This window comes from Lelliottia sp. (assembly GCF_045627565.1).
Taxonomy (GTDB): domain Bacteria; phylum Pseudomonadota; class Gammaproteobacteria; order Enterobacterales; family Enterobacteriaceae; genus Enterobacter.
The window spans coordinates 1-7,503 of the sequence record NZ_JAZQNX010000012.1 but is presented as its reverse complement, the minus strand read 5'-3'; the positions used below and the strand labels follow the sequence as shown (position 1 = coordinate 7,503).

Below are 7,503 nucleotides of genomic sequence, written 5' to 3'. Positions count from 1 at the left end.
CGAAAAACCGGACGTTTTTTCCGGCGTGGCAAAGGACGGCTGTGCCGCGAACAGGGCTGCCATAAACAGGAAGAGGGTTAATGCCGGTTTCATGATTTTCCTCCGCCCTGCACGGCCGCTTTGAACAGCGCGCTGTTGCCGCCATAGTCATTAATCACGGTCCATTGCGCCTGACGGACGCCGCCCGAAGCCGGTACGCTTAACTGTGAAAATGGTGCGATCATGATCCCGCGGCTTACGTCCACGTCAGCTGCATCAAACGCAAGCCGCGAGAACGTCAGGTAATACGGCGTCAAGTTATTCACCTGCACCTGCCCGCTGTGATGTTGAAACGTTAAACGCCCCGCGGCTTCTTCCTGCGACATCGCCAGCCCGGCCGGGCGGTAAAACAGTTTGATGGTGTTCTGAATGCCCACGGAAATTCGCGCGGTCAGAGAGGCGTCTTCGGCCTCTTTCGGCTGCGTCATCGACGGCACGGCAATCGCGGTGAAATAAAACACCGATTCGCGATCGTCGGGCAGCGCCGCAGCGCCTTTACGCAAAATCCGCACGGCGTTCTTGCTGTTGCCTTCAAGCCGGAAAAGTGGCGGCGTGGTCAGAAACGGCGCTGGCTCGCGTCCGGTCGGGGTAGCGAACACTGCCGACTGAACCAGATACGGCAACGTCCCGTGGTTTTGCAGGTTCACCGTCTGCGCGTTATCGGTGGACTGAAAAATCACACGCGTCCGACTGATGCTGATCCCGCCATCTTCAGCGGCGGCACCCTGCACCAGCGCCGCCAGAAGCGCGGCGACGGTCACCGTCCGGTGCGCGAGTAAACACAGTAATTTCATGGTGGGAACCTCACTGATAAACAAAATCAAACGTGACGCTGGCATTCAGCAACCCGGATTTCGTGGCGGCGTTGGTACACTGATTGCTACACGACAGCGCCACTTTGAGCGGAATGCTGGTGGAGCCGCCGTTAAAACTGGCGGCGTCCACTATCGCAGGAAGGAACGTGTTGTTGGCCACGACCGCGCCCGACGCCGTCACAATGCGCACGCCGTAATTCACCGCCTGAGACGTAGCCTGCCGGAACAGAAAATCGCCGGATGCACTGTCGCCCGTGCCCGTCACCGTGACGCCGGGGCGTTGCACCGCGCCAATAAATCCGGCGCACTGCGATAACCTGACTTCCAGCGGTAACGGATTTGCCAGACTGACGCCCTGCCGGATGTCAGACGAAAGCATCGCGCCGAAATCCAGCGTCGCCGGTGCCGAAACCTGGCAGGTCGGAGCCTGAAAAGTCGCGCTGAATTGCACGTCTGCTGCCGTGGCGCTGGTCGCGACCCCCGGCAGACACAGGCAAAGGGACGCCCTCAGGGCAAATAAATGCCCTGATAAAATGTTGATATTTTTCATCGGGTTTGTCTGTTGAAAGCGTTAAGGGAAAATGAAGGCGAACGTGATTCTGGCGTTGACGTTGCCCTGCGTCAGCATCGGGTCGCCCGCGCTGCGCACCAGGCCAACGGAGAATGGTTGCACTGAGTTGCCGTCGTCCTGGCTTATCAGCACGGTATCGCCCGGCGCGACGGTATCCGCCGCGTTATAGAAATCCGTCAGGCTGGTGAGCGCGCCTTTTTTCAGCATAAAACCGGCGTATTTCGCCGTTGAACTGGCCGCACGGAATAAGCGCGTGTCGGTCAGCCCGGCCGATTCACCGGTCACACTCAGCGACGGCGCTTTGCCCTGCATTTCCACGCAGTTGAGGTTCACGCCCAGCGGCAGAATTTGCGCCGTGCCGGTGGCAAATTGCGTGGTGTCTTTGCGGTCAAAGGTGAGGCTGGCGTTATCGAGCGAAACCTGGCAGCTGCCGTCCACGATGTTGGCCTTTATTTCGGTAGTGGCAGCACCGGCCGCTGCGCCGGACAAAATCAGCGCAAGCCCTGCCGTGAAACACAGTAAAACCGGCTTAATTGACGGTGCCACGGAACGCCTCCACGCCACCAAAATCATTGATTGCCACCCATTCGGCTTTGCCCTGTCCGACGCTCACCGGATACGTGTTGGCCGCAAACGGTGCCACCATGCTGGTGCCTTTGATGACATCGAGTTTGATTTTTTTGCCGTCAATCATCAGCTTGTTCAGTGAAATATAATAAGGCGTCGGGTTCAGCACCTTCACGCCCTGGCCTGTATGGGAAATCTGCAATTTACCCATTGCCTCTTTTTGCGTCATCGGCAAATTATCCGGGCGATAAAAGAGTTTTACGGTATTCCCTGTCGCTACCTGAAGCGTGCCGCCGACGCTATTGCCGGTATTATTCTGGCCTGACTTCCCGGTCGGGATCGCCATAATATTCAGATAAAATACCGATTCACGGTCACGCGGCAGCGAATTCGTTTTCTTCAGAATACGAATTTTATTGGTCGAATCAGATTCGATGCGAAATAACGCAGGCGCGGGCATAAATGCGCTGTCGGTTGATTTCGTCGAAAGACTGTCTGAAATACCGACATTAATAAGGTAAGGTTGATTCGGCGACCGGTTATTAATGTCAACACTCTGGCTGCTGTCGTTTGCGGAAAAAATAATACGCGATGCACCAATATTGATACTTGCATATACCGGCTGAATTAAAAACAGACTCAGGCTTAAAATAACGCCTGCTTTGTGATGAAACTTCATAATATTCTCTGTCCGTTCAATGGGAAAGAGAGGCAGCGAAGTGCCTCTCTTTTCTTACTCTTCGCGTCGTCCCCGTTATTCACGGGAATAACGGGGATGTTGCTATTAGTTGCTCACGTAAGAAATCTTGATTGGCGCGTTGTAAGCACCTGGCAATACGTTTGCAGTGTCCATCACCGCCATACCGGTGGTGAAGGCATAGGTCAGCGCGCCATCTTCATCAGCAACAACCGGGATGCTGGTGTCGTTGGTGACCTGAGTGATGTTGTCAGACTGCTTCAGCATGAAGCCCGCAGTCTGGGTCACGTCGCTCAGGAACAGGTTGCTGTCAGAGCCGACAACGCCGCTCACCTGCAATGCGCCTTCTTCTTCAGCTGCACAGTTTTTCAGGGTAACAACCAGTGGCTCTTCGCCGACTTGTTGTTTAGCCGCTGTAAATTCAGTTTTAGCAAAAGAACCCACGTTCAGTGTTGCAGCTCCGTTATTTGCAGTCACTTCGCAAGTGGTTTCTACAATATTCCCTTGCAGGGTGACATCAGCCTGAGTTGCAGCCTGAACGTTACCAGCAAAACCCAAAATCAGAGCGACGGGCGCAAGGGCGATAATTTTTTTCATTACTCAATCCTTCATTAAAAGATAGTTATTTCGATTAAACACATTTATCTCAGCCTGCCGTGGCTGATGGAAAGATAGTACGCAGAAACAAATATCCGCTCCATGAGAGGGGGATTATTTTAATGAAGGTCAGCGACTACAGGCGTAGGACGTGCAATATTAACAGCGTGATAAATACGTTGATTCAGAAACTAGCACGGCGTGAAATAAAAATAAATCCATCACAATGGATGACTTTATTTTCGCGTTACTGAGTTTCCATCATTAATAACGAATGGAGCGGGCATAGGCCTCAATGGCCGCATTCAGGGATTGAATTTGCTGCTCCAGCTGCAACACGCCTTTTTCCAGCGCAGGCGGATGCAGCCCGGCGGCCAGCTGATTTTCCAGCGTTTCGGCAAGTTCATACAAAACAGTCGCGCCCAGAAGCTGCATCGTGCCGTTGATGCGGTGCAGATGATGTTGCAGCTGTTCCCAGTCTTCACACGCCAACGCCTGAACGGCGGCCGCCACGTCTTTGTCGTTTTCAATCCGTGACTGTTCCAGCATCTGACACATCAGTTTTTTATCACCGAGGCTGTGCGCTTCCAGCGTGGGCATGTCGATAAACGCATCCAGCGGCGGCCCGTCCGCCGGCATGTTCACGCCGCTGAGCGCGGCCTTGAGCTGTTGCAGATCGATGGGTTTGAACAGGCATAAATTCATGCCCGCAGCCAGACAGCGCTCTTTTTCTTCCGTCTGCGCATTGGCGGTCAGCCCCCAGATCACCATGTGCTGATTCAGCTCACGCACCCGCCGGGTAAGCGTGATGCCGTCCATATTGGGCATGTTCAGATCGGTAATCAGCAGATCGTAATCCTGATTTTTGATGAGGTTCAGCGCATGCAGGCCGTCATCGGCCTCATCAACGTGATACCCGAGAATATCCAGCTGACGGCGCAGCAACAAACGATTGGTCGGGTTATCTTCGGCAATCACAATCCGCAGCGCAGCTGGGCGCGTCGCTTCCTGTTCGGCAATTAGCGGCACTGCGGGCGCGTTATCCGAGGCCTGCGTGACCAGTGTCACCATCATGGTGGTTCCCATGCCCGGCTGGCTGGTAATGCTGATCTGCCCTGCCATGCGCTCCACCATTTCACGGCAAATCACCAGCCCGAGGCCGGATCCAATCTGGCGTTTCCCCACATCAGTCTGGCTGAACGGCTTAAACAATTGCTGCTGTTCGTCATGACTGATGCCCTCGCCGGTGTCACGCACGCTGAGCGTGAGATAAACCTGCTCTTCGCCTATCGCCTGCGTGTGGGCAATCACATCCACGCCGCCTTCGGCGGTAAATTTGATGGCGTTACTCAGCAGATTCGACAGCACCTGCTTCACCGCCTGCGGATCAAGCCAGAGCGTTTTGCCGTCTTCAAGGCGGCAATCGACCGTCAGACGCAAGTTTTTCTGTCGCGCCAGCCCTTCAAAATTGGCGACGGTGGCGTTAATCACCGGCTCCAGATCGACCCATTCCGGCGTCAGCGTGAAATTGCCTGACTCAATTTTTTCCATATCCAGCACGTCGCCAATCAGCGCAATCAGGGTTTGCGCCGTACTGTACGCCAGCTGAATAGCTTCTTTGGTTTCCTCCGCGCTTTGTTTACGCGTGGTCAGCAGCTCCAGGAAGCCCATGATCGAGCTGACCGGCGTGCGGATTTCATGGCTCATGCTGGCCAGGAACTGACTTTTTGCCTGATTCGCACCGATGGCTTTGTCTTTCTCAACCTGCAACGCTTTCATCAGCTGGCGGGATTCCGTGATGTCCTGCCAGCCGCAAATCAAAATCGCAGGCCGGTTTTCCGGCATCCGACACAGCGTCAGCCAGTGCAGGATCTGACGATTTTCACCGCCATTATTGAGCGTCAGCGAATGCGTGAGCACATGACCGGGTTTAAGACCGAGCAAAATATCCGGTTGAATGGCATGGAAAACGTCCGCCAGCGGACTGCGCCGGTCAAACAGGGAATAATTCATCGAGCCGCGCAACTCCGGAATAAAGAAATCGCTGAACGCACTGTTATAACTTTCCAGTTCACCTTCTAGCGTGATGACGTAAACCGGCACGGGAATGGAATTGGACAACGTCTGGCTGAAAATAAGCTGGTAATTCAGCGCCGCCTGCGCGTCTTTGCCCCGCCCAATGGCACGCAGCAAATACACTCCCCACAGCAGGCTGGTGATCACCAATAAAACTGCAAGCCCGATCACCAGATAAAAAGGCCGGTTGTACAGATTCCAGGTGCCGATTTTCACGTCCGGCGCTTTGGTCCATTTTCCGGCCAGATTCAGGATCTCTTTCGGCGGAATATCGTCCAGCGCCTTATTCAGAATGCTTTGCAGTTCAGAGGATTCCCTCGGGACCGCAAAGGCGATTTGCGCCGAAGGCTCATCCGGAATGCGCGTGTATTTCATCGTGCCCGGATAATAGTGATCGATGATAAACCGCGACGCGAGCTGCGTAGACACCACCGCATCCACATCGCCGAGCATCAGCTTACTGAGCGCGGTACTGGTGTTTTCAGCAATCACCCATTCCACGCCCGGATATTTCATTTTGAGTTTGTCGGTCAGCGGATGATAGGCCGGGATTGCCACTTTTGAACCGGGCGAAAGCAAATCGTCTTGCTCCGACGACGCCCGCGTCACCAGCACAAAAGGTGTGGCGATAAACGGATGCGTGAATAACATTTCCTCTTCACGTTCGGCGCTGAACGTTGCCGTCGGCAACACGTCCCAACCGCCTTTGCGCATGATATCAACCATATCCGTATTCGAATTGGCGATCACCGGCTGAAAAACCAGCCCGGTTTGCAGCTGGATCAGATTCAGAATATCGCCGAGCAAACCTCGAATTTCCTGATGCTCGTCCACCATACTCAGGGGCGCGTAATAAGGGTTAATCAGCACGCGCAGCACCGGATGTTTGGCAATCCAGCGCTCTTCCCGCAGCGTCAGTTTCATCGCTTTATTTAAAAATGAAATATTGCCGGTATCGACCCACGACTGGGCAATTTGTTTATGGGTTTGTTCCGTCAGGGAACTGATAAAGGTGTCGAGAATACCGAGCAGTTGTTTCTGACCAGCCGGTACGACGAAATGATTCCCGGTCTGCGGTTCACGCCAGAATCTCACCATTTCCAGCGACTGATAAAAATCGCGAACCAGAATAAAACTGGACGTAAGATTATTACCAAAGAAATAGTCGTTTTCGTTATTGGCCACCGACGCCAGCGCCAGATAGTTATCCGCATAAGACGTAATGTGCGCCTTGGGGAAAATCATCTTAATAAACTGTTCGGACGGATAACCCTGCTTAATCGCAACCGACACGTCGTCCTTGTCGTTGGAAAGTGGCTTCATGACATCCACCTGGCGGGTCACCAGCGTTGGATACGCGCGGATCAGCGGCAGTGAGGCGGCAAACGCCGGATCCAGATCCGCTTCACCGGCGGGCGAAGTCAGAATTATATCCGCCTCACCGGTTTTGAGCGCGGTTAACGCTGCACTGAGATCCGCGTAATGCTTAATCACCACTTTGATTTGGAGTGAGTTTTCCATCATCAGTAGATAATCCGCGTTCATTCCCCGGTAGCGCGCGGTGGTCGAATTCATGCTCAGCGGTGGCGTTTCCTGCCCGTATACCGCAATCGTCAGGGAACGTTTTGCCGCCAGCCACAGCAGATCGTAATGCCCCAATGGCAGCGCAGGCGTAAATACCTGATTATCACTGGCGAGCTGAAGCGTCGCGGGTTCAGGGCTAGCGGATTGCGCCGGAACACTCGCCATAAAAAGCAGAAACAGCGCCATAATGGCCCGCGTTATCATCGTATTACCCGATTGCATTACGTTGCGCAAAGGAGAAAAGTTCCATCAGCGATTTGCAGTTGAGCTTTTCCATTAAGCGGCTTTTATAGGTGCTCACGGTTTTATTACTGATGCACATTTCCGAGGCGATTTTCATATTGTCATCACCGTTCAAAATATAGCGCATCACTTTAATTTCCTGGCTCGACAGCGACTGCAACATTTCCTGTTCAGACGAAAGACTGCCCATAAACGTCTGCAATGATAACGGGAAATAACTGTAACCATTTTGCGCCGCGTGTACCGCCGCAATAATATTGGTCATGCCCTCTTTCTTGCTGATAAAAGTCGGATCGTAGCCATGTCGTTCTGTG

The 7,503-nt window shown here is 53.6% G+C and carries 7 protein-coding genes; all 7 read right to left on the bottom strand.

Annotated features, from left to right (window positions below; genetic code table 11):
* Positions 1-89: 89 nt before the first annotated feature.
* Positions 90-833 carry a molecular chaperone gene (locus ACKI5T_RS09190; protein ID WP_407437122.1) on the bottom strand — a complete coding sequence of 248 codons (744 nt, stop codon included), beginning with the start codon at positions 831-833 and terminating at the stop codon, positions 90-92.
* 10 nt (positions 834-843) lie between these two features.
* Positions 844-1,404: a fimbrial protein gene (locus ACKI5T_RS09185; RefSeq protein ID WP_407437121.1), complete on the bottom strand. Its 561-nt coding sequence runs from the start codon at positions 1,402-1,404 to the stop codon at positions 844-846.
* A gap of 21 nt (positions 1,405-1,425) precedes the next feature.
* Entirely contained in the window at positions 1,426-1,971 is a 546-nt protein-coding gene (locus tag ACKI5T_RS09180; protein WP_407437120.1) for a fimbrial protein, read from the bottom strand.
* Positions 1,955-2,671, bottom strand: a complete 717-nt coding sequence (locus tag ACKI5T_RS09175; protein ID WP_407437119.1) for a molecular chaperone — start codon at positions 2,669-2,671, stop codon at positions 1,955-1,957. Before ACKI5T_RS09175 ends, ACKI5T_RS09180 begins: the two co-directional genes overlap by 17 nt.
* 105 nt (positions 2,672-2,776) lie before the next feature.
* The gene (locus ACKI5T_RS09170) at positions 2,777-3,286 is read right to left on the bottom strand and encodes a fimbrial protein (protein ID WP_407437118.1); all 510 of its coding nucleotides are present in this window, start codon (positions 3,284-3,286) and stop codon (positions 2,777-2,779) included.
* Positions 3,287-3,550: 264 nt separating this feature from the next.
* Positions 3,551-7,132, bottom strand: a complete 3,582-nt coding sequence (locus ACKI5T_RS09165; RefSeq protein WP_407437117.1) for a response regulator — start codon at positions 7,130-7,132, stop codon at positions 3,551-3,553.
* A gap of 22 nt (positions 7,133-7,154) precedes the next feature.
* Positions 7,155-7,503: LuxR C-terminal-related transcriptional regulator (locus ACKI5T_RS09160; RefSeq protein ID WP_407437116.1), on the bottom strand; the 349-nt coding region annotated here is incomplete at its 5' end.